Source organism: Streptomyces sp. AC555_RSS877, from assembly GCF_019049245.1.
GTDB lineage: Bacteria > Actinomycetota > Actinomycetes > Streptomycetales > Streptomycetaceae > Streptomyces.
Window position 1 is genome coordinate 1 of the sequence record NZ_JAGMUK010000144.1, and the last position, 20,572, is coordinate 20,572.

The following is a 20,572-nucleotide window of genomic DNA, read 5'->3' on the forward strand; positions in this document are numbered from 1 at the left end:
TCCGGCACACCGCGGGCCGCGCCTACGACGAACTGGCCTGGCTCGCCGAACGCGGCCCCCTGCGCGCCACCCGCGGCACCCTCCCCGTCGTCCGCGACCTCGGCTACTACGTCCCCCGCCCCGGCGCCCTCGAGGCGTTCGCCCGCATCGGCGCCGGCGACCAGCTGCGGGCCATGGCCTTCCGCCTGGAGCAGGGCCACGACCTGCGCTGGCGCTGCACGGCGGTGGAACTCGGCGGCCCCCGCAGGCCGCACACCGACGACGACTGACACGGCAGCCCAGCACCGGGCACGTCCCGGCGCACCGCAGGTCCCAGCGCACCGCACGCCGAAGGGCCGGACACCCTCAGGTGACCCGGCCCTTCGATCCGCTACGGCGCCGCAGGCAACCGCACCGTCACTTCTTGCGGCGGCGCCCGCCACGCGACTGCTTGCGCCGCTCCGCGCGCGTGAGGCCGTCGGACTCGGAGCGCACGGGCTCGTCGTCGTCGGCGAAGTCGCCCTCGACGACACCGCCCTCGCCGTCCACGGTCGGCGCGGAGAAGTGCAGCTCCCGGCGCTGCGGAACGTCGAGTCCCTTGGCGCGGATCTCAGGACGCGCGCCCGCCTGCGCCGGCACCGCGTCCTTCTTGTCGAGCGACGGCTTCGCGTCCTCGACCGGGACCTCCTCGACCTGCTGCTCGACCTGGACCTCCAGGTTGAACAGGTAGCCGACGGACTCCTCCTTGATGCCCTCCATCATGGCGGTGAACATGTCGAAGCCCTCGCGCTGGTACTCGACCAGCGGGTCCTTCTGCGCCATCGCCCGCAGGCCGATGCCCTCCTGGAGGTAGTCCATCTCGTAGAGGTGCTCGCGCCACTTGCGGTCCAGGACCGACAGCACGACCCGGCGCTCCAGCTCACGCATGATCTCGGAGCCGAGCTGCGCCTCACGCGCCGCGTACTGGTCGTGGATGTCGTCCTTGATGGACTCGGAGATGTACTCGGCGGTCAGACCGGCCCGGTCGCCGGCCGCCTCCTCCAGCTCATCGACGGTGACCTTCACCGGGTAGAGCTGCTTGAACGCGCCCCACAGCCGGTCGAGGTCCCAGTCCTCGGGGAAGCCCTCGGCGGTCTCCGCGGTGACGTACGCGTCGATGGTGTCGTCCATGAAGTGCTGGACCTGCTCGTGCAGGTCCTCGCCCTCCAGGACGCGGCGGCGCTCGCCGTAGATGACCTCGCGCTGCCGGTTGAGGACCTCGTCGTACTTCAGGACGTTCTTACGCGTCTCGAAGTTCTGCTGCTCGACCTGCGACTGCGCGGACGCGATCGCGCGCGTGACCATCTTGTTCTCGATCGGCACGTCGTCCGGGACGTTCGCCATCGACATCACGCGCTCGACCATCTGGGCCTTGAACAGGCGCATCAGGTCGTCGCCCAGGGAGAGGTAGAAGCGGGACTCACCCGGGTCGCCCTGGCGGCCGGAACGACCACGCAGCTGGTTGTCGATACGACGCGACTCGTGCCGCTCGGTGCCGAGGACGTAGAGCCCGCCGAGCTCCTTGACCTCCTCGAACTCCGCCTTGACAGCCTTCTCGGCCCGCTCCAGGGCGGCGGGCAGGGCCGCGGCCCACTCCTCGATGTGCTCCTCGGGGTCGAGGCCGCGCTGGCGCAGCTCGGCCTCGGCGAGGTCGTCGGGGTTGCCGCCGAGCTTGATGTCGGTACCGCGGCCGGCCATGTTGGTGGCGACGGTGACGGCGCCCCTGCGGCCGGCCTGGGCGACGATCGTCGCCTCACGGTCGTGCTGCTTCGCGTTCAGCACTTCGTGCTGGACGCCGCGCTTGGAGAGCTGCTGCGAGAGGTACTCGGACTTCTCGACCGACGTCGTACCGACGAGGATCGGCTGGCCCTTCTCGTGCTTCTCGACGATGTCGTCGACGACCGCCTCGAACTTCGCGACCTCGGTGCGGTAGATCAGGTCCGACTGGTCCTTGCGGACCATCGGCCGGTTGGTCGGGATCGGGACGACGCCGAGCTTGTAGATCTGGTGGAACTCGGCGGCCTCGGTCATCGCCGTACCGGTCATGCCGCAGAGGCCGGGCATTTCCTTGCCGTTGTGGTCGTGGCGCTTGTAGAGGCGGAAGAAGTTCTGGAGGGTGATCGTGGCGAGCGTCTGGTTCTCGTCCTTGATGTCCACCCCTTCCTTCGCCTCGATCGCCTGGTGCATGCCCTCGTTGTAGCGGCGGCCGGCGAGGATACGGCCGGTGTGCTCGTCGACGATCATGACCTCGCCGTCGATGACGACGTAGTCCTTGTCCGCCTTGAAGAGTTCCTTGGCCTTGATGGCGTTGTTCAGGTAGCCGACCAGCGGCGTGTTGACCGACTCGTAGAGGTTGTCGATGCCCAGCCAGTCCTCGACCTTGGCGACGCCGGACTCGTGGATGGCGACCGTGCGCTTCTTCTCGTCGACGTCGTAGTCGCCGGTCTCCTCAAGGCCCTTGAGGGGGTTGCCGGGCTCGCCCTTCTTCAGCCGGGTGACCAGCTTGGCGAAGTCGCCGTACCACTTGGTGGCCTGGTCGGCCGGGCCGGAGATGATCAGCGGCGTACGGGCCTCGTCGACGAGGATGGAGTCGACCTCGTCGACGATGGCGAAGTTGTGGCCGCGCTGTACGAGCTCGTCCTTGGACCACGCCATGTTGTCGCGCAGGTAGTCGAAGCCGAACTCGTTGTTCGTGCCGTAGGTGATGTCGCACCGGTACTGCTCGCGGCGCTGGGCCGGCGTCATGTTGGCGAGGATGCAGCCGACGTCAAGGCCCAGGAACTTGTGGACGCGGCCCATCATCTCGGAGTCGCGCTCGGCCAGGTAGTCGTTGACCGTGATCAGGTGGACGCCTGCTCCGGAGAGGGCGTTCAGGTAAGCGGGCAGGGTGCCGACCAGGGTCTTGCCCTCACCGGTCTTCATCTCGGCCACGTAGCCGAGGTGGAGGGCGGCGCCGCCCATCATCTGGACGTCGTAGTGACGCTGTCCGAGGACGCGTTTGGCGGCCTCGCGCACGGTCGCGAAGGCCTCGGGCAGCAGGTCGTCCAAGCTCTCACCATCGGCGTACCGCTGCTTGTACTCATCGGTGAGGGCCCGCAGCTCGGCGTCGGAGAGGTCGACGAAGTCCTCTTCGATGGAGTTGACCTGGTCCGCGATGCGGTGCAGCTTGCGCAGGATCTTGCCTTCGCCTGCACGCATGATCTTGGAGAGGACGGACACGGGGGTTGGTCTCCTTGCCGGTCGGGCCTGGGACGGTCGGTTTCCATTGGACTACTGAGCAACGGCCATCGTATGCGAGGACCCCGCCAGGCCGGGAGGCCTGCCGGGACGGTGACTGCCCACTGCTTCACATCTCTTCGAAGGAACAACGTCCGGGCTCGGCGGATGGTGCCGCACCGCTCCGAGGAATTGCGCGAATTGTGATCGCCCGCTCACACACGGCGAAGAGATGGTGCCTTCGTGGAACCCCGAGCAGAATCGGCCGATGGATCCCGTCACGCTCACCACCGGCCGTCTCCTGCTGCGCACCGTCGGCCCGCAGGACACCGACGCCGTGTACGCGGCCGTCCAGGACCCCGACATCCAGCGCTGGACGTCGATCCCGGCTCCCTACCTCCCCGAACACGCCCGCAGCTTCACCGAACAACTGGTCCCCGAGGGCTGGGCGGACGGCTCCATGTTCACCTTCGGCCTCTTCCTCCCCGACGGTGAGCTGACGGGCATGGTCAGCCTCACGATGCGCTCCCTGAGCGTGGCCGAGATCGGCTTCTGGGGCGCGAAGGAGCACCGCGGCAACGGCTACACCACCGAGGCCGCCCGCTCGGTCGGCCGCTGGGCCTTCACCGGCCTGTCGGTCGATCGCGTGGAGTGGCGCGCGGAGGTCGGCAACCATCCCTCCCGCGCGGTGGCGGAACGCGCCGGCTTCGCCTTCGAGGGCACCCTGCGCTCCGCGATCATCCACCAGGGCGTACGACGGGACTGCTGGGTGGGTTCGCTGCTGCCGTCGGACCTCGGACTGCCGTCCACGGCACCGTATTTGCCGGCGCCGCCCCGGTCGTGACAGCGAAGCCGCAGGTCATCCCGCGTTGTCAGTCCCACCCTCTATCGTGCGGCCCATGACGACGCGCCCGACCACCACCCTCTCGGCAGACGAAGCCCGCCGCATCGCCCTCAGGGCCCAGGGCTTCCTGGGCGCCCCGGACCGCCGCTCGGGCGTCCGCGGCCTCCTCCGCCACCTGGGCGCGGTTCAACTCGACACCATCTCGGTCCTCGCCCGCTCCCACGAACTGATCCCGTACGCCCGTCTCGGCGCCGTGGGCCGCAAGACGGTCGAGAGCGCCTACTGGGGCACCGCGGCCTCGGGCGCGGCTCCGGCACGTCCCCATGCCTTCGAGTACTGGTCCCACGCCGCGTGCATCCTCCCCATCGAGGAGTGGCCCCACTTCGCCTTCCGTCGCCGCGCGTACCGCGCCCGCCCGCACTGGAACCACACCCTCCCCGACGGCTCCTACGACCAGGTCATCAAGCAGCTCCGCACCGAAGGCCCGCTGACCGCCACGGATTTGGGCGGCGCGAAGAAGACCAGCGAGTGGTGGGACTGGTCCGGCACGAAGGTCGCCGTCGAGCGCGCCCTCATGTACGGCGAGGTGGTGTGCGTCGAGCGCCGCGGCTGGAAGCGCGTGTACGACCTCGCCGAACGCGCGATCCCGGACACCCTGCTGCACGACGACCTGACCGACACCGAGTGCCTGCGCCGCCTGGTCCGCCTCGCCGGCCAGTCCCTGGGCGTCGGCACGCGCGCGGACATCGCCGACTACCACCGCCTCAAGGCCGAACAGGTCGACGCGGTGATCGCCGACTCGGGCCTGGTCCCGGTCACCGTCGAGGGCTGGGGCAAGCCGGCCTGGGCCGACCCGGCGGCCCTGGAGGCTCCCCCGCGCGGCCGCCACCGCACCACCCTCCTGTCCCCCTTCGACTCCCTGGTCTGGGAACGGGCGCGCACCGAGCGGATCTTCGGCTTCACCCACCGCCTGGAGGCCTACGTCCCCAAGCCGAAGCGGGTGTACGGCTACTTCGCGATGCCGGTGCTGGCCGGTGGCCACCTGGTGGGCCGCGTGGACCCGGCACGCGAGGGCAGCACCCTGGTCGCCAGGCAGGTCACCCTGGACGGTCCGAAGGCGGTCCCGGCGGTCGCGCAGGCCCTGGTCGAGGCGGCAAGCTGGGTGAACTGCACGGGCGTGCGGGTGGAACGGGTGGACGCACCGGAACTGCGCGAGCCCCTGGCGAGGGAACTCGCCCGCGCGACCGGCTGATCCCGTCCCGATCCCGTCCCTACCGGATTTCGAGGATCTTCTCCCGCATCGCGTACACCACCGCCTCCATCCTGGAGTGCAGCTGCAGCTTCTCCAGGATGTTGCGCACGTGGTTCTTCACGGTGTTCTCGGAGATGAACAACTGCTTGGCGATATCCCGGTTGTTCATCCCCGTGGCGACCAGCTTCAGCACCTCCAGCTCACGGTCCGTGAGCCGTGGCGCCGGCACGAGACGGCGTTCGTCGGTGCGCTGGATCATCGACTTGAACTCGGTGAGCAGTTTCGACGCCATCGAGGGGCTGATCTGCGACTGCCCGTCGGCCACCGCGCGAATGGCGGTGGCCACCTCGTCGGTGGAGATCTCCTTGAGGAGATATCCGGTCGCGCCCGCCTTGATCGCTTCGTAGAGGTCGGCTTCCTCGTCGCTGATCGTCAGCATGATGATCTTGGCGCTGGGGGCGACCTCCTTGATGGAGGTGCACGCCTCGATCCCGCCGCGCTTGGGCATCCGCACGTCCATCAGCACGATGTCCGGCAGCAGGTCGGCGGCCTTGTCGACGGCCTCCGCGCCGTCCCCGGCCTCGCCCACGACCTGGATGTCCTCCTCGGCCGCGAGCACGATCTCCAGACCACGGCGGAAGAGGGCGTGGTCGTCCACGACCAGGACGCGGATCGGCTCCTTGCGTGGAGAGCCCGCGTCCGGGCCCGTGGCGACGACGCCGTCCCCGGCGTCCTCGTCCTGCATCGGTCCGAAGCTGTCCGCCATCGTTCCTCCCCCTGAAGGCTGTGGCCTGTGGTTCTGTGCCATCGCCAACCCAAGGCAACGGCCCAGCGGTTGGGCCGGTGCGGCCATGATTTCATGCCGGGACGACACTGCGGTGACAGAGCGGGTCGTGAAGTGGTCGCACACCGGTGCCCCTGGGGGCGCACACGCGCACCAGGGGCACCGGATCAGCTGTCGGCCGGGTCATCAGCCGCCCAGCGTGCCACCCGCCGCGGTCGGTTGCGCCTGGGTGACCATCGGGTCCGTGCTGAGGTGGATGACGCCGTAGTCGTAGGCGTGCCGCCGGTAGACGACGCTCGGCTCCTTGGTCTCGGAGTCGATGAACAGGTAGAAGTCGTGCCCGACCAGTTCCATCTCGTAGAGGGCCTGGTCGAGGGTCATCGGGGAGGCTACGTGGGTCTTCTCGCGGACGATGAGGGGGCCGTCGCCCTTCACTTCCAGCGAGCCGATCTTCTTGGTGGGCACTCCGTCCGGCTCTTCCTCGGAGACGGTGTGGCCGTTGCCGTTGAGCGTCGCCGCGCCCTGGACGTGGTCGGGGACCTCGGCCGCCGTGAGCCGCCGTGAGCCGCGTCGGGTGTGGCGCTTGTCGTGCTGCTTGCGCAGCCGCGCGTCCAGCTTCTCCGCCGCCAGGTCGAGTGCCGCGTACGGGTCGCTGGCTGCCGCTTCCGCCCGGATCACCGGACCGCGGGAGCGGAGGGTGATCTCCACTCGGTCACAGCGGTCGGCCTGTCGGGGGTTCGGCTCCTTGGACACCTCGACGTCGAGGCTGATCACCTTGCCATCGAGCTTCTGGATCTTCTCCAGCTTCAGCTTCTCGGCCACGTGCTTGCGGAACCGCTCGGGCACCTCGGTCTTGCGGCCCTTGACGACGATGTCCACGCAGAACTCCGTTCCCGGATCACTCCGCTTCGCTGCGGAGCATCTCCCTTTTGCACCAGGCTCCGGTGAGTCCCGGAACCTCGGACTCGGTGACGTCCACCTCCTCCCCCGCGGGCAAGATCTCCACTCCACCGGTGCGGGTGATAGTGAAAAACCCACGGCACGGCATTCGGACAGGAGAGGTGTGGCCTGCGCCTTTCCCTCACAACCGAACATATCTCGCCCGGACGGATGTCGTCACCCTCTACCGCGGCCTACCTCCGTTCAGGTGAATTAGCCCTCTCATTACCTGCAACGATGCAAGTTCACAGTCAGTTCCGGTTTATTTCGAAAGAATCCGGCGTCGCAGCGACCACGGCCGCGCAGATTCCCTCGCCGTCACCGCCGACACCCGCCATTTCCGAGGGGGCGGCCACCCCGCCCGTCTCCTCCTCCGTCGCGCCGCCCATCCGTTCCCCTCTGCCTTCCCGACCTGCCGCGCCGTACACCGCCGTTGCACCCTCTCCACACACATCCGCCCCGCCCGCCCACACACCCTCGCCACCGCCGGCCTCCCTGTGCCGCACCGAAGCCGCGCGACCACCCGCCGCCCGCCCTGCGCCCGCAGCAGCACCACCGGACACCGTGTGCCCTGCACGCACCGGGCCGCCGGACGCCGTCACATCCCCGCCCGACTCCGCCGCCCCCGCCAGCGCCGCCCGCACCGCACGCGCCGCCTCCGTCAGGGACGCGCCCGTGGTCATCAGGTCGTCGACGAGCACGACCCGGCCGCCGAGGAGCAGCCGTCCGCCTCCAGGGGCCACCACCAGCGCACCGGCGAGATTCTCCAGCCGCTGCCGGGAGTTGAGCCCCGTCTGGTCGGCGACGACACGCCCCTGCCGCAGCACGGGAACCACGCGCGCCGGCGTCCCGGCCCGCCGCAGCTCCCCGGCGGCGGCAAGCGCGATCCGCCGCGCCGGATCATGCCCCCGGGCCCGAACCGCCCCACGCGAGGACGGCACCGGGACGAGCATCACCACCTCGCCGTCCGGCCCCGCGGCCCTGCGGCCCCCAGCCCCGCCGACCGTCCCTCGCACGACCGGTCCTCGCACCTCCCCGGGCCCGGCCCCGTGAGCCGGTCCCCAGGCCTGCTGAAGCCCGGCTCGCACGGCCTGCGCCAGGGCCGTACCGAGCGGTGTCGCCAGCGCCAGCGCACCCCGTTCCTTGTGGGCCAGCAGCATGGCCCGCACCTCGTCGGCGTACCGGGCCGCCGCGTGCACGTCCGGCAGCCCCGCCGGCTCCGGATCCGGTCGCACCCGGCGCGGTACGGCCCCGCTCAGGACGGCACGGCACTCCGGACAGAGCACCGTACGAGGCGTCCCGCAGCCTCCGCACTCGGCCGGCAGCACCAGGTCGGTGAGGTCCTGCCACCACCCCCGCATGCCCACCACTGTGCCAACGCCGAAGCCGCCCCGCCACCCCTGTGGACAACCGCCTGTGGATAACTCCGACTCCGGGCTGCGGTGCGACAGCCGTACCGCCCCGAAGCAGAGCGACCGCTCCGCTGGAGCGAACTCCGGCAGGAACGGCCGCCTCTCTCACACCGCGGCGGCACCCGGCCCCGCAGTCCGGCACTCACCCCGGATAGACCGGAGCCGTGCCGTCCGTGTCCACCTTCTGCCACTGCGTCCCGGACGACAGCCGTACGATCCCGTCCTCCGAGTACGCCACCAACGGCAACCGGTCGTCCTCGGACGCGGCGATCTCCTTCACGCCCGTCAGCGCCGCCGGCGCGGGCCCCTCCGGCGTGGAGCCGTCGACCTGGACGTACCGCATCTGCTGCACGCCACCCTGCTCGCGCCCGACCACCACGAGCCGGCTGTCACCGGCCCACGACATGGTGGTGACTTCTTCCATCTCCGGCGTCGCCGAACGCAGTTCCTGGACCGACGGCGCCTCCCCCGGCTTCTCGCCCCGCTCGATCCGCCCGACGAACAGGGACTGCTTGCCGTCCTTCTCCACGACCAGCGCGATACGCACCCCGTCGGCGGCCAGCCGGATGTCCTTGACGCGCCCGTCCAGCCCCGGCGTCCGCACCGTCAGCGGCTTGCCCGCACCCTCCTCCAGCAACAGCAGCCGCGGGTCGGCGGGGTCGCGGTCGGCCACCCACAGGTCGCCCTCCGCGTCCCAACTGGGCGCGGTCAGCCGGTCGTTCTCCGTCGGGCCCTTACTGCTCAGCACGGGCTCCCCGAGCGACCCGCCCGACACGAGGGAGCCGACGTACAGCGCCTTGCCGTCGATGCCGACCCCGGCCGCGCTGTGCTCGTCGCGCGACACGGCGACCGAGCGCAGTTCCTTGCCGCCCTCGCCCAGTGCTCCCGGTACCGGATCGGGGTTCGTACTGCTGTTCCCCGCGGGCAGCCGTACGAGCCGGTGCTCCCCGTCGAGGAAGTACAGGTACTCGGGACTGCGCATTGATCCGCGCGCGGCGACCTCGTCGGCGTCGGCCTCGTTGAGCATGCACAACTGCTTGCCGTCCGCCTGCAGTTCGACCTCGTCCACCGCGGGGGTGAGGTTCTGCAGGGTGAACAGGAGCTGCGCCGCCATCGCTTCGCACCTCGTCGGACTGACTCGCGCCGCCCGGTCGTTGAGCGGCACGGTCAGGATGCTCCGGTCGTCGGGCGTCAGCGAGGTGACGCCCTTCTTGAGCTTCGTACCGGTGGGGAAACTGGACCTGACAACGTGGTCGAGCCAGCTCGTGGGCCCCGTGAGCAGGGAACGCACCATCTGTGTCATGGGATCCACGCGCTCGCGCACGTACACGGGATCGGCGACGGCCACGGTCTGCGGACTCGTCCCGGTCGTCGTGTTCGAGGCGAAGTAGTACTTGTTGACGGACGTGTAGTTGCGCTGGAAGTCCGACTTCCCCATGACGACACCCTGCGGCAGCCCGTCGATACGCCACTGCTTGGTCTTCGGGTCCCGCGTGAGGAACACCGACTGGCCGTAGTCGCCGTCGGCGGGCGCGTACGACTGCTGCTGGTCCACCGTGGCGACCCGCTCACCGGTGAGCGAGTACGAGACGACGTTGGCGTCCCCACGGTCCGCGGGCCGCTCGGGCCCGATGGTCGGCCCGTTCGCGAGCACCGTGGTGGACAGCTCCGGCTGCCACGTCTTCGCGGCCTCAGGGGTCAGGTACCTGCTCGCCGTCTCGTAGTTCGGATCGTCGCTGGTCAGCGCCTCCAGGAAGCCCTGGACGATCTCCGAGGCGGGCGCGTCCTCCTGGGGCGGCATGGCGAACACCCGCACCTGGGTGTCCTGGCGCGGCGTGGACTCGACGCCGCGCAGATCCCCGCTGTCGGGCATGGACGCACACCCTGCCAGCAGAACGACGCCACAAGCGGCGTACGCCGTCGCGCGCCCCGGCATGCGCCGAGCGCCCCCCTCGCGATCAGCGCCCACGAAATGCCTCCCCTTGCTCGTACGAGCCCTCCGACCCGGTGTCCGGGCGGCTCGTGTTCTCGCTCTGTGATCCGCCGGCCTCGCTGTTGCCCGGCCGGCTTCCCGCGGACGCGTCCTCCCGCAGCCGTGCCCCTGAAGCGGGCCGTGGCACCACGCGCGCGCCGTTGCCGGGCAGCGCCGTCGGGTCGGCCGTGGGGGTCGCCCCGGACGGCCGGGGCGCGATCGGGCCGCGTGACGGCCCCTGGTCGCCCGTCGGCTGGGCCGGCACGGTGGCGGCCTTCTCCCCGCCCGCGCTCGGCAGTCCGGCGTCGGTGAGGCCACGATGGCGCCGCGAGTCCTTGGGCTCCAGCGGTATCGGCGAGCCCCGCAAGGGCTCGTCCGCGGTCCGCGGCAGCGTCAGCCGGAACTGCGAGCCGCCGCCCGGCTCACCCCACGCCTGCAGCCAGCCGCCGTGCAGCCGCGCGTCCTCCAGGGCGATGGACAGCCCCAGTCCGGTACCGCCGGTGGTACGCGCGCGTGCCGGGTCGGCCCGCCAGAAGCGGCTGAAGACGCGGGTCGCCTCGCCGGGCTTGAGCCCGACACCGTAGTCGCGCACGGCGATCGCGACCGCCCCGCCCGCTGCGGCGAGCTTGACGACGACGTCCTTGCCCTCGCCGTGCTCCACGGCGTTGACGACGAGGTTGCGCAGCACTCGCTCCACGCGCCGGGCGTCGGCCTCGGCCACGACGGACTGCTGGTCGCCCACGACGCGGATCTGGGTGCCCTTGCGCTCGGAGAGCGGTTCGGCCCCGCTGACGACCCGCCGCACGACCTCACGCAGGTCGATCGGCTCGGCCTCCAGGGCCGCCGCGCCCGCGTCGAAGCGGCTGATCTCCAGCAGGTCCGCGAGCAGCGTCTCGAACCGGTCCAACTGGTCGGCGAGCAGCTCCGCCGACCGGGCGGTCACCGGATCGAAGTCCACGCGCGCGTCGTGGATGACGTCGGCCGCCATCCGCACGGTCGTCAGCGGCGTACGCAGTTCGTGCGACACGTCCGACACGAACCGCCGCTGCATCCGGGACAGGTCCTCCAGCTGCTGGATCTTCAGCTGGAGGCTCTGCGCCATCTTGTTGAAGGCCTCGCCGAGCCGGGCGATGTCGTCCTCGCCGGTAACCTTCATCCGTTCCTGAAGTCGCCCGGCGGACAACCGCTCGGCGATCCCGGCCGCCATCCGCACCGGGGTGACCACCTGCCGCACCACCAGCCAGGCGATGGCCCCGAGGAGTACGACGACGAAGAGGCCTGCCGTCGCGAGGGTCCCCTTGACCAGGCTCAGGGACTTCTCCTCCTGGGTGAGCGGGAAGAGGTAGTACAGCTGGTAGGGGTCGCCGTTCGGGTCGTTGACCTGCTTGCCGATCACGAGGGCCGGCTGGGAGTCCTTGGCGGAGGTGCTGCCGTAGGCGATCCGCGTGTAGCTCTGGGCCGCCGACGGAATACTGTCGACACGCTCGCGCAGGTCCTCGGGCACGCTGGCCGACCAGTCGACGTCACCGGAGGCACGCGGCCCGCGTCCGCCGCCGCTGCTGCCGTCGCCCGTGGGGAGCGTCACCACGTCGAAGGCGCCCTGGCCGCCGCTGGAAAGCGACTCCACCAGGTCGCCCATCCACGGACTGACGTTCTGCTCGGCACGGCCGTCCGCCGGACGACCACCGTCGTCACCGGTCCCCGCCGCCGCTTCGTCGGCCTTCTGCTTGGCCACCGCGAACCCACCGGTGGCCTGGCTCTGGGAGGCCTTCACCTTGGCGTCCAGCAGCCCGTTGCGCACCTGCCCGATGACGACGAAACCGAGCAGCAGAACGACGCCCAGCGACATCAGCAGGGTCGTGACGACGACCTTGAGCTGGATGTTGCGCCGCCACAGCCGCATGACGGGCAACAGCGGCCGGCGCACCCAGCGCATGAAAAGGCGCAGGACCGGGCTGCCCTGGACACCGCCCTGCAGCAATCCGCCCTCGAGGAACCGGCTCCAGCGGGAGCCTGCCGCCTTCCGGCCGACAGGCCGCTCCGCGCGGGCCCCGGAACCGCCGGGCGCCGAAGCGGCACTGTCCTCGGACATGTCAGCTCGGCCCGGCCTTGTAACCGACGCCACGGACGGTCACCACGATCTCCGGCCGCTCCGGGTCCTTCTCGACCTTGGAGCGCAGCCGCTGCACATGCACGTTGACCAGCCGGGTGTCGGCCGCGTGCCGGTAGCCCCACACCTGCTCGAGCAGCACCTCACGCGTGAACACCTGCCACGGCTTGCGCGCGAGCGCCACGAGCAGGTCGAACTCCAGCGGCGTCAGCGCGATCGACTGCCCGTCCCGCTTCACGGAGTGCCCGGCCACGTCGATGACCAGGTCACCGATGGCGAGCTGCTCGGGCGCCGGCTCCTCCGACCTCCGGAGCCGCGCCCGGATACGGGCAACGAGCTCCTTCGGCTTGAACGGCTTCACGATGTAGTCGTCGGCACCCGACTCGAGGCCCACGACGACGTCGACGGTGTCGCTCTTCGCCGTGAGCATCACGATCGGCACCCCGGACTCCGCCCTGATCAGACGGCACACCTCGATACCGTCCCGCCCTGGCAGCATCAGATCCAGCAGGACCAGATCGGGCTTCGCCTCACGGAAAGCGGCCAGCGCCTTGTCGCCGTCGGCTACGAAAGACGGCTCAAAACCTTCACCACGCAGCACAATGCCGAGCATCTCGGCCAGTGCGGTGTCGTCGTCGACGACAAGGACTCGTCCCTTCATAAACGACATCATCCCATTCTCGTAACAGTGACCGGGGCGCTGGTGAGCAGGGTCACTGGCCTGTGACGATAGTCGTACTCAACCGTCACTGTCTGCCCTCGCCGGCTCGAAGCGCCGAGCCACAACCGACGGCACCCCAAGATGTCACGGCCCCTCCTCCCGCCCATCGGCGCCACCGGAGGAGCCGCTCCCGTCGGCCAGGCCGACAGCGTCCGCTCAGCCGCTCGTCACCTGCGACCTCGCGCACACCTCCGCAAGCCCCTCAGCCGTCACCGGCGAGACAACGCCCTCCTCCGTGACGATCGCCGTCACCAGCTCGGGCGGCGTCACGTCGAACGCCGGGTTGTACGCCTGGGTCCCCAGCGGTGCCACCGGAACCCCGCCGCCCGCCTCCGCTCCCGCCACTGGCACCTGCGGCGCTGTGAGCTCGGTCACCTCATGCCCGGGGCGCTGCTCGACCTCGATCGACGCCCCGTCCGGCGTGTGCGGATCCACCGTGGTCACCGGCGCCACCACGATGAACGGCACATGGTGGTACCGCGCCAGCACCGCGAGCGGATAGCTCCCCACCTTGTTCGCCACCGAGCCGTCGGCCGCGATGCGGTCCGCCCCGATCAGCACCGCGTCCACCTCTCCGGCCGCGAACAGCGAACCCGCCGCGTTGTCGGTGAGCAAGGTGTACGCCATGCCGCTGCGCGCCGCCTCGTACGCCGTCAGCCGGGCTCCTTGCAGCAGCGGCCGCGTCTCGTCCACCCACAGCCGTCGTAGCTGCCCCGCCCGGTGCGCCGCGAGCGCCACCGCGAACGCCGTCCCCTCACCGCCCGACACCAGCGACCCGGTGTTGCAGTGGGTGAGGATCCGGTGCCCGCCGCCGGGCAGCAGCTCCTCCAGCAGCGCCAGCCCCCGCTCGGCCATCCGGCCACTGGCCTCGGCGTCCTCCCGGTGCAGCTGACGCGCCGCGGCCAGCGCGGCGTCGGCGGCCTGCCGGTCATCACCGCCTTCGGCGAGCTTCGCCCGGTACGCGGACTGGGCCCTGCGCACCCCCACGGCGAGGTTCACCGCCGTGGGGCGGGCACTCGCCAGCGCGTCCGCGGCGTCGTCCACGTCGAACCCGCGCACGGCGGCGAGCGCCACGCCGTACGCCCCCGCGATGCCGAGCAAAGGCGCCCCGCGCACGGCGAGCGAGCGGATCGCCTCCACCAGCGCCGGCGCATCCGTACAGACGAGTTCGACCTCCTCGGCCGGCAGCCTCGTCTGGTCGAGAAGCACCAGTACGGGGCCCTCGGGTGGCTCTTCCCATCGGATCGCCGGGATCTCGGTCGGCCTGCTGTCCTCGCCGGTTTGCGCGTACTGATCAGCCATGCGATCAGTCTGCCCGTTATTGGGCGGACAATTGAAGGTGTCCAGCCCATACCGCGGCTGGTCCGTCGATGACCACCCCATGGCACGATGGCTGCCAACCTGCCGCCGCGACCGCGGACGGGCACCGTGAAGGAGCGACGATGAAGGACACTCCGGGCTGGGCCTCGCCCGGATCCGCCCCCTCCGACGGGCACGAGCCCGGCGCGTCCGGCACCGACGGGCCCGCCGACCGGCCCGACGCCGCGAACCCCGCGGAGCAGCCAGGACCGGCCCCGCAGAACCCCGGCTCGAAGTGGTCCAAGGAGCAGCCCCCGGCCGACCAGTGGTCCGCGCCCGCCGGCGGACCGGCACCCGGCCAGACGCCACCACCCCCACCGCCCGGCCCGGGATGGGGCGCCCAACCCCCCACCGGCGCCGGACAAGGGGGCTACGGCACCCCCGGCGGCGGAAACGGCGGATACGGCGGCTGGGGCGGCGCCTACGGTCCCCCCGGCGGACCCAGCGGCTGGGGCGGACCCCCGCCCGCGGCCAAGCCCGGTGTGATCCCCCTCCGCCCCCTCGGCGTGGGCGAGATCCTCGACGGGGCCGTCTCCACCATGCGCACCTACTGGCGCACGGTCCTGGGCATCTCGCTGGCGGTCGCGGTCGTCACCGAGATCGTCGTCATCCTGCTCCAGGGCCTCGTCCTCAACGACACCACCGACGCCGAGGCCCTCAACGACCCGAGCGCCACGCTCGGCGAAGTGAGCCGCGCCATGGGCGACGCCATGCTCGGCAGCGCGGTCGTCTTCGCGATCACGCTGATCGGCACGGTCATGGCGACCGCCCTGCTCACCACCGTCACCAGCCGCGCGGTGCTCGGCCGCCCCGTCACCACCGGCGAGGCCTGGCGCGACGCCCGCCCGCAGGTGATGAAGCTCCTGGGCCTGATCCTCCTGCTGATGCTCATCGCCGTCGGCATCGTCCTCGTGGGCGTGCTCCCCGGCATCCTCGTGGCCGTCTCCGGCCCAGGCGGGCCGGGCGCGGCCCTCGCCGTCCTCGGCGGACTGGGCGCCGGAATCGTCGCCCTGTGGCTGATGATCCGCTTCTCCCTGGCCTCGCCCGCGCTGATGCTGGAGAAGCAGGGCATCATGAAGTCCTTGAGCCGCTCCGGGAAGCTGGTCCGTGGCTCCTGGTGGCGAGTGTTCGGCATCCAGTTCCTCGCGGCGGTCATCGCGAACATCGTCGCGGCGATCGTCGTCATCCCCTTCACCTTCCTCGCCGCGGCGTTCAGCGGTGACGGCTTCACCGGCTTCATGGAAGGCACCGGCGGTCTCGGCTGGACGTTCCTCATCATCAGCGGGATCGGCTCGGTGATCGGCTCCATGATCACCTTCCCGATCACGGCGGGCGTCACCGTCCTCCTCTACATCGACCAGCGCATCCGCCGCGAGGCCCTCGACCTCGAACTGGCCCGCGCCGCGGGCGTCCAGGGGTACGGCACCACCCCCGCTCCCGGGAGCTGATGCGGTGAGCCTGGCGGGGGGAGTTCTCACAGCGGCACTGGCACTGCCGAACGTCGCCGACATGGCCGTACGCACCGCGCAACGCGTCGGCGACACACCAGTACAGGCCCTGCTGCGCCTCCGCGGCACATCGGGCCGCGCCCTGCCGCAGGCCGACCCCGCATCCGTACTGTCGCTCGCCGCCTCCAGCGACGAACCACCGCTGACGACCCCGCGCGACCCCGCGCGCGAGGCGGCCCGGGGCGAACTGTCCAAGCGGATGTACCACGAGAACGACCCCAGTTGGTTCCAGCGGGCCCTGAACGCCTTCTGGGACTGGGTCGACAAGCTGTTCAACACCGCCTCGGCCGCGACCCCCGGCGGAGCGCTCGGCCTGGTCGTCGTCATCGTGGCCGTCCTCGCGGTCCTGGGCGCCCTGTGGTGGCGCCTCGGCACTCCGCGCCGCGAACCCGCCTCCTCCGCCGCCCTGTTCGACGACCGCCCCCGCAGCGCCGCCGAACACCGGGCGGCCGCCGAGGCCCACGCGGCCCAGGGCCACTGGAGCCAGGCCGTCCAGGAGCAGATGCGCGCCATCGTCCGCTCCCTGGAGGAACGCGCCCTTCTCGACACCCGCCCCGGCCGCACCGCAGACGAGGCAGCCGCCGAGGCCGGCCGCGCACTGCCCTCCCAGGCAGACCGACTGCGCGCCGCCGCCCGGGACTTCGACGACGTCACGTACGGTGGACGCACGGCGACCCAGCAGTCGTACCACCGCATCGCCGAACTCGACCGCGACCTGGTGCGCACCAAGCCCCAACTCGCGGCCAGCAGCACGCCCCACCGCGCGGCCGACAACAACCGCCGGGGAGCCGCCGAATGACCACCGGGGCCACCCTTCCCTCGACCTCGGCCTCGCCCACCGCAAGCCAGGTGTGGACCCGCGCGCGAGGCGTCGTCCTCGCCCTCGTGCTCCTCCTGGTTGCGGCCCTCGCGATCGCCGTCATCCGCTCCGACACCCGGCACGGCACGCTCGACCCACGCTCCGCCGACCCCTACGGCAGCCGCGCCGTGGCCGAACTCCTCGCCGACCGAGGCGTCTCCACCCGCGTGGTCACCACCCTCGCCGAGGCCGACGCCGCGGCCGGCCCGGACACCACGCTCCTGGTGGCCGTCCCCGACCTGCTGACGCACGGTCAACAGAACCAACTGCGTTCCGGAACCGCCGACTCCGGCGGCCGCACCGTCCTCGTCGCCCCCGGCAGCTGGTCCGTCGAACGGCTCGCCCCCGGTGTCGTCGCCAACCCGGCCACCAGCCTCGCCTCGACGCTCTCCCCCGACTGCGACCTGCCCGCCGCCCGGCGCGCGGGCACCGCCGACACGGGCGGCATCCGCTACACCGCCACCCGGTCCGACGCCGACGAGTGCTACCCCAGCGAGCGCCTGGCCACCCTCGTACGGGTCCCGGACACGTCCGGAAGCGGCGACACCGTCGTACTCGGCGCGCCCGACATCCTCTACAACGACACCCTCGACGGGCAGGGCAACGCCTCGCTCGCCCTCCAACTCCTCGGCTCCCGCCCTCATCTGGTCTGGTACCTCCCCTCACTCTCCGACGCCCCGCCGACCGACACCGACGACGAACGCGGATTCCTCGACCTGCTTCCCTCGGGCTGGCTCTGGGGCACGCTGCAGCTCTTCATCGCCGCAGCCCTGGCCGCCCTGTGGAGGGCACGCCGACTCGGCCCCCTCGTGCCCGAAAAACTCCCCGTGGCGATCCGCGCCTCCGAAACCGTCGAAGGCCGTGCCCGCCTCTACCGCAAGGCCAACGCCCGCGACCGCGCGGCCGCCGCTCTTCGCTCCGCCACCCGCACCCGCCTTGCCTCCCTCATCGGCGTCCCCGTCACCCAGGCCCACGCCCCCGAAGCCCTGCTCCCCGCCCTGTCCGCCCTCCTCGACAGCCCCGAAGACGGTCAGGCCCTGCACGCGCTCCTCTTCGGCCCGCCGCCCGGCGACGACGCGGCCCTCATCTCCCTCGCCGACCAACTCGACGCCCTCGAAAGAGAGGTACGCCGTCCATGATGGACCCGACCACTGACAACGCCGGGGACGCCGGGGATCAGGGCAACGCCCGAGCCGCCCTGGAAGCCCTGCGCGCCGAGATCGCCAAGGCCGTGGTCGGCCAGGACCCCGCCGTGACCGGCCTCGTCGTCGCCCTCCTGTGCCGCGGACACGTTCTCCTCGAAGGAGTCCCCGGAGTCGCCAAAACGCTGCTCGTCCGCGCCCTCGCATCCGCACTCGAACTCGAAACCAAACGCGTCCAGTTCACCCCCGACCTGATGCCGAGCGACGTGACGGGCTCCCTGGTCTACGACACCCGTAGCGCCGAGTTCTCCTTCCAGCCCGGCCCGGTCTTCACCAACCTCCTCCTGGCCGACGAGATCAACCGCACCCCGCCCAAGACCCAGTCGTCCCTCCTCGAAGCCATGGAGGAACGCCAGGTCACGGTCGACGGCACCCCCCGCCCGCTCCCCGACCCGTTCCTGGTCGCCGCGACCCAGAACCCCGTCGAGTACGAGGGCACGTACCCCCTGCCCGAGGCCCAGCTGGACCGTTTCCTCCTCAAGCTGACGATCCCGCTGCCCTCCCGCCAGGACGAGATCAGCGTCCTCACCCGCCACGCCGAGGGCTTCAACCCGCGCGACCTGCACGCCGCCGGCGTACGCCCCGTCGCAGGCCCCGCCGACCTGGAAGCCGCCCGCGCCGAGGTCGCCAAGACGACGATCTCCCCGGAAATCACCGCCTACGTGGTCGACATCTGCCGAGCCACCCGCGAATCGCCCTCCCTCACCCTCGGCGTCTCCCCGCGCGGCGCAACGGCCCTGCTCGCCACGGCCCGCGCCTGGGCCTGGCTGACCGGCCGCGACTACGTCACCCCCGACGACGTCAAGGCCCTCGCCCTCCCCACCCTCCGCCACCGCGTGCAACTCCGCCCGGAGGCCGAAATGGAAGGCGTGACGGCCGACTCCGTCATCAACGCGATCCTCGCCCACGTCCCCGTCCCCCGCTGATGGCACTCACCGGACGCACCGCGCTCCTCGCGGCCCTGGGTTCCCTTCCGATCGGCATCTGGGACCCCAGTTGGACAGGCCTCCTCGCGGTCAACGCCCCGCTGGCAGTCGCGTGTGCCTGCGACTTCGCACTCGCGGCACCCGTACGACGCCTCGGCCTGACCCGCTCGGGCGACACATCGGTCCGCCTGGGCGACACGGCCGACGTCACGCTCACCGTCACGAACCCGTCCCGCCGCCCACTCCGCGCCCACCTCCGCGACGCCTGGCCCCCCAGCACCTGGCAGCCCGGCACGGAGGTGGCGGCCTCCCGCCACCGCCTGACGGTCCCAGCGGGCGAGCGCCGCCGCGTGACCACCCGCCTACGCCCCACCCGCCGCGGCGACCGCCAATCCGACCGCGTCACGATCCGCTCGTACGGCCCTCTCGGCCTCTTCACCCGCCAGGGCACCCACAAAGCCCCCTGGACCGTACGCGTCCTGCCCCCGTTCACCAGCCGAAAGCACCTGCCCTCCAAACTGGCCCGCCTACGCGAACTGGACGGCCGCACCAGCGTGCTCACCCGCGGCGAGGGCACGGAATTCGACAGCCTGCGCGAATACGTCCCCGGCGACGACACCCGCTCCATCGACTGGCGCGCCACAGCCCGCCAGACCACGGTCGCCGTACGCACCTGGCGCCCCGAACGCGACCGCCACATCCTCCTGGTCCTCGACACCGGCCGCACCTCAGCGGGCCGTGTCGGCGACGCCCCACGCCTCGACGCCTCCATGGACGCGGCACTGCTCCTCGCGGCCCTGGCATCCCGAGCCGGCGACCGCGTCGACCTGCTCGCCTACGACCGTCGCGTACGCGCCCTGGTCCAGGGCCGCACCGCAAGCGACATGCTCCCGTCCCTGGTCAACGCCATGGCGACCCTGGAACCCGAGCTCGTCGAAACAGACTCCCGAGGCCTTACGGCAACGGCACTCAGGTCAGCCCCTCGCCGCTCCTTGATCGTCCTGCTCACCACCCTCGACGCGGCCCCGGTCGAGGAGGGCCTGCTCCCGGTCCTCTCCCAGCTCACCCAGCGCCACACGGTTCTGGTGGCATCCGTGGCCGACCCGCACATCGCCGGCATGGCCACAGCCCGCGGCAACACCGACGCCGTCTACGAGGCCGCAGCCGCCGCCCAGGCCCAGAGCGAACGCCATCGCACCGCGGAACAACTCCGCCGCCACGGCGTCACGGTTGTCGATGCAACACCCGACGACCTGGCCCCCGCACTGGCAGACGCCTATCTGGCGCTGAAGGCTGCGGGACGCCTGTAAGGCATTGTGGGGGGCAGCCGGCGCCAACAAAGGTGAACGCAAAAAAGGCCCACACCGTGAGGTGTGGGCCTTTTCTGAATGATTGTTCGGCGGCGTCCTACTCTCCCACAGGGTCCCCCCTGCAGTACCATCGGCGCTGT

General features: G+C 71.2%; 16 protein-coding genes. 8 read left to right on the forward strand and 8 right to left on the reverse strand.

The annotated features are described in order from the left end of the window. Positions 1–269: Rv3235 family protein (locus KUM49_RS37785; protein ID WP_217241494.1), on the forward strand; the 269-nt coding region annotated here is incomplete at its 5' end. Positions 270–396: 127 nt separating this feature from the next. Here KUM49_RS37785 and secA read toward each other — a convergent pair. Further along, positions 397–3,237: a preprotein translocase subunit SecA gene (gene secA, locus KUM49_RS37790; RefSeq protein ID WP_217241495.1), complete on the reverse strand. Its 2,841-nt coding sequence runs from the start codon at positions 3,235–3,237 to the stop codon at positions 397–399. Positions 3,238–3,502: 265 nt separating this feature from the next. Between secA and KUM49_RS37795 the strand changes: the two genes are divergently transcribed. After that, positions 3,503–4,078 carry a GNAT family N-acetyltransferase gene (locus tag KUM49_RS37795; protein WP_217241496.1) on the forward strand — a complete coding sequence of 192 codons (576 nt, stop codon included), beginning with the start codon at positions 3,503–3,505 and terminating at the stop codon, positions 4,076–4,078. A 55-nt stretch (positions 4,079–4,133) separates the two neighbouring features. Continuing rightward, complete coding sequence (locus KUM49_RS37800) at positions 4,134–5,330, forward strand: winged helix-turn-helix domain-containing protein (protein ID WP_217241497.1); 1,197 nt, start codon at positions 4,134–4,136, stop codon at positions 5,328–5,330. Between the two features lie 19 nt (positions 5,331–5,349). Here KUM49_RS37800 and KUM49_RS37805 read toward each other — a convergent pair whose 3' ends face one another. From KUM49_RS37805 to mtnA, 7 genes are all read right to left on the reverse strand, one after another. Further along, positions 5,350–6,096 carry a response regulator transcription factor gene (locus tag KUM49_RS37805; RefSeq protein ID WP_217241498.1) on the reverse strand — a complete coding sequence of 249 codons (747 nt, stop codon included), beginning with the start codon at positions 6,094–6,096 and terminating at the stop codon, positions 5,350–5,352. 204 nt (positions 6,097–6,300) lie between these two features. Further along, complete coding sequence (gene hpf / locus KUM49_RS37810; protein WP_217241499.1) at positions 6,301–6,993, reverse strand: ribosome hibernation-promoting factor, HPF/YfiA family; 693 nt, start codon at positions 6,991–6,993, stop codon at positions 6,301–6,303. Positions 6,994–7,304: 311 nt separating this feature from the next. Next, on the reverse strand, positions 7,305–8,414 hold the full coding sequence (locus KUM49_RS37815) for a ComF family protein (protein ID WP_217241500.1): 1,110 nt from the start codon (positions 8,412–8,414) through the stop codon (positions 7,305–7,307). Positions 8,415–8,607: 193 nt separating this feature from the next. Further along, on the reverse strand, positions 8,608–10,434 hold the full coding sequence (locus KUM49_RS37820; RefSeq protein WP_217241501.1) for an LpqB family beta-propeller domain-containing protein: 1,827 nt from the start codon (positions 10,432–10,434) through the stop codon (positions 8,608–8,610). Beyond that, complete coding sequence (mtrB, locus tag KUM49_RS37825; protein WP_217241502.1) at positions 10,424–12,529, reverse strand: MtrAB system histidine kinase MtrB; 2,106 nt, start codon at positions 12,527–12,529, stop codon at positions 10,424–10,426. The genes KUM49_RS37820 and mtrB overlap by 11 nt, the downstream gene beginning before the upstream one ends. Position 12,530: 1 nt before the next feature. Continuing rightward, entirely contained in the window at positions 12,531–13,220 is a 690-nt protein-coding gene (gene mtrA, locus KUM49_RS37830) for a two-component system response regulator MtrA (RefSeq protein ID WP_187283109.1), read from the reverse strand. A 204-nt stretch (positions 13,221–13,424) separates the two neighbouring features. Beyond that, positions 13,425–14,570 (reverse strand): S-methyl-5-thioribose-1-phosphate isomerase, encoded by a 1,146-nt coding sequence (mtnA, locus tag KUM49_RS37835; protein ID WP_217241503.1) that lies wholly within the window; start codon positions 14,568–14,570, stop codon positions 13,425–13,427. A gap of 140 nt (positions 14,571–14,710) precedes the next feature. Between mtnA and KUM49_RS37840 the strand changes: the two genes are divergently transcribed. The 5 genes from KUM49_RS37840 to KUM49_RS37860 are packed head-to-tail and all read left to right on the forward strand — an operon-like array spanning position 14,711 to position 20,432. Beyond that, entirely contained in the window at positions 14,711–16,075 is a 1,365-nt protein-coding gene (locus KUM49_RS37840; RefSeq protein WP_217241504.1) for a hypothetical protein, read from the forward strand. A gap of 4 nt (positions 16,076–16,079) precedes the next feature. Further along, a complete protein-coding gene (locus KUM49_RS37845) occupies positions 16,080–16,934 on the forward strand; it encodes a DUF4129 domain-containing protein (RefSeq protein WP_308406936.1) in 855 nt (284 codons plus the stop codon). Then, the gene (locus KUM49_RS37850; protein ID WP_217241505.1) at positions 16,931–18,133 is read left to right on the forward strand and encodes a DUF4350 domain-containing protein; all 1,203 of its coding nucleotides are present in this window, start codon (positions 16,931–16,933) and stop codon (positions 18,131–18,133) included. The genes KUM49_RS37845 and KUM49_RS37850 overlap by 4 nt, the downstream gene beginning before the upstream one ends. Further along, on the forward strand, positions 18,133–19,122 hold the full coding sequence (locus tag KUM49_RS37855) for a MoxR family ATPase (protein ID WP_217241508.1): 990 nt from the start codon (positions 18,133–18,135) through the stop codon (positions 19,120–19,122). Before KUM49_RS37850 ends, KUM49_RS37855 begins: the two co-directional genes overlap by 1 nt. Further along, positions 19,122–20,432, forward strand: a complete 1,311-nt coding sequence (locus tag KUM49_RS37860; protein WP_217241506.1) for a DUF58 domain-containing protein — start codon at positions 19,122–19,124, stop codon at positions 20,430–20,432. The genes KUM49_RS37855 and KUM49_RS37860 overlap by 1 nt, the downstream gene beginning before the upstream one ends. Positions 20,433–20,572 lie beyond the last annotated feature (140 nt).

What these genes read in the sequence shown, in the direction of transcription:
- KUM49_RS37795 (WP_217241496.1), top strand. Translation starts at nt 3,503, where the DNA reads ATGGATCCCGTCACGCTCACCACCGGCCGTCTCCTGCTGCGCACCGTC.
- KUM49_RS37800 (WP_217241497.1), top strand. Translation starts at nt 4,134, where the DNA reads ATGACGACGCGCCCGACCACCACCCTCTCGGCAGACGAAGCCCGCCGC.
- KUM49_RS37805 (WP_217241498.1), bottom strand. Translation starts at nt 6,096, where the DNA reads ATGGCGGACAGCTTCGGACCGATGCAGGACGAGGACGCCGGGGACGGC.
- KUM49_RS37815 (WP_217241500.1), bottom strand. Translation starts at nt 8,414, where the DNA reads ATGCGGGGGTGGTGGCAGGACCTCACCGACCTGGTGCTGCCGGCCGAG.
- mtrB (WP_217241502.1), bottom strand. Translation starts at nt 12,529, where the DNA reads ATGTCCGAGGACAGTGCCGCTTCGGCGCCCGGCGGTTCCGGGGCCCGC.
- mtrA (WP_187283109.1), bottom strand. Translation starts at nt 13,220, where the DNA reads ATGATGTCGTTTATGAAGGGACGAGTCCTTGTCGTCGACGACGACACC.
- mtnA (WP_217241503.1), bottom strand. Translation starts at nt 14,570, where the DNA reads ATGGCTGATCAGTACGCGCAAACCGGCGAGGACAGCAGGCCGACCGAG.
- KUM49_RS37840 (WP_217241504.1), top strand. Translation starts at nt 14,711, where the DNA reads ATGAAGGACACTCCGGGCTGGGCCTCGCCCGGATCCGCCCCCTCCGAC.
- KUM49_RS37850 (WP_217241505.1), top strand. Translation starts at nt 16,931, where the DNA reads ATGACCACCGGGGCCACCCTTCCCTCGACCTCGGCCTCGCCCACCGCA.
- KUM49_RS37855 (WP_217241508.1), top strand. Translation starts at nt 18,133, where the DNA reads ATGGACCCGACCACTGACAACGCCGGGGACGCCGGGGATCAGGGCAAC.
- KUM49_RS37860 (WP_217241506.1), top strand. Translation starts at nt 19,122, where the DNA reads ATGGCACTCACCGGACGCACCGCGCTCCTCGCGGCCCTGGGTTCCCTT.